The sequence below is a fragment of the Streptomyces swartbergensis genome, from assembly GCF_002148965.1.
Taxonomy (GTDB): Bacteria; Actinomycetota; Actinomycetes; order Streptomycetales; family Streptomycetaceae; genus Streptomyces; species Streptomyces swartbergensis.
The window spans coordinates 1-1,412 of sequence record NZ_NGFN01000694.1 but is presented as its reverse complement, the minus strand read 5'-3'; the positions used below and the strand labels follow the sequence as shown (position 1 = coordinate 1,412).

The window sequence follows — 1,412 nt, the reverse complement described above, 5'->3', positions numbered from 1 at the left end:
GCTCCCAGTAGACGACTGGGTTGATAGGCCGGATATGGAAGCACGGTAACGTGTGGAGTTGACCGGTACTAATAGGCCGAGGGCTTGTCCTCAGTTGCTCGCGTCCACTGTGTTGGTTCTGAAACCACGAACAGCCCCACGTTGCCACAGCGTGGTGCGGCTGACAGTTTCATAGTGTTTCGGTGGTTATAGCGTAGGGGAAACGCCCGGTTACATTCCGAACCCGGAAGCTAAGCCTTACAGCGCCGATGGTACTGCAGGGGGGACCCTGTGGGAGAGTAGGACGCCGCCGAACAATTATTGGGAAAACCCCCGCATCGTAGATGCGGGGGTTTTCTGCGTTTAAGGGCCCTCTTTCGAGAGGCCCTTACTATCACAGGCGTCCAGCTGCCTTCAGCGCCAAGTAAGCGTCCGCCAGTGCCGGCGCCAGGTCGTCCGGTGTCGCGTCCACGACTGTGACGCCGTGACGGCGGAGTTGTTCTGCCGTGCGGTGGCGTTCGGACTGGGCCTGGGCGGCTGCGGCTGCCTCGTAGACGGCGTCGACGTTGCCGCGTGCCTTGGCCATTTCGGTGATGTGCGGGTCCGCTACTGATGCCAGCAGGACCGTGTGGCGCTGGGTGAGCTGGGAGAGGACCGGGAGGAGGCCCTCTTCGATGGGGGCCGCATCCAGGGTGGTGAGGAGCACGATCAGAGAGCGGCGGGGAGACGTGCGCAGGGCCGTGGCCGTGAGGCCGCGGGCGTTCGTTTCGACGAGCTCGGGCTCGAGCGTGGCCATCGCGTTGACCAGGGACGGAAGGACATCGCCTGCCGTGCGGCCCTGGACGAGGGCGCGGACCTTGCGGTCGTAGGCGAGGAGGTCGACGCGGTCGCCGGCGCGGGACGCGAGGGCTGCGAGGAGGAGGGCCGCGTCCATGGAGGCGTCGAGGCGGGGTGCGTCGCCTACGCGGCCTGCTGAGGTGCGGCCGGTGTCGAGGACCAGGAGGATGTGGCGGTCGCGTTCGGGACGCCAGGTGCGTACGGCGACTGCGGACTGGCGGGCTGTGGCGCGCCAGTCGATGGAGCGGGTGTCGTCGCCGGGGACGTACTCGCGCAGGCTGTCGAATTCGGTGCCCTGGCCGCGGATGAGAACGCTGGTGCGTCCGTCCAGTTCGCGCAGGCGGGCCAGCTTGGAGGGCAGGTGCTTGCGGCTGGTGAACGGCGGCAGGACGCGTACCGTCCAGGGAGCCTTGTGGGTGCCCTGGCGGGAGAAGAGGCCGAGCGGGCCGTACGAGCGGATGGTCACGCGGTCGGCCTGGCGGTCGCCTCGGCGGGTGGGGCGCAGTCTGGTCGTCACGCGCCGGCGTTCGCCCGGGGGGACCGTGAGGCGGTGGCGGGAGGCCGTCGTCTCCGTGCCCGGCTGCCAGGTGCTCGGG

General features: G+C 68.2%; 1 protein-coding gene and 2 rRNA genes. 2 read left to right on the top strand and 1 reads right to left on the bottom strand.

The window, feature by feature from the left end; translation table 11 throughout:
* Positions 1–92 (top strand): 23S ribosomal RNA (locus CA983_RS43650); the annotation flags it as partial.
* 86 nt (positions 93–178) lie between these two features.
* Positions 179–295, top strand: a 5S ribosomal RNA gene (gene rrf, locus CA983_RS43645).
* A 78-nt stretch (positions 296–373) separates the two neighbouring features.
* Here rrf and CA983_RS43640 read toward each other — a convergent pair.
* The coding region (locus CA983_RS43640) for a DUF58 domain-containing protein (protein ID WP_086606111.1) at positions 374–1,412 on the bottom strand (1,039 nt) is incomplete at its 5' end.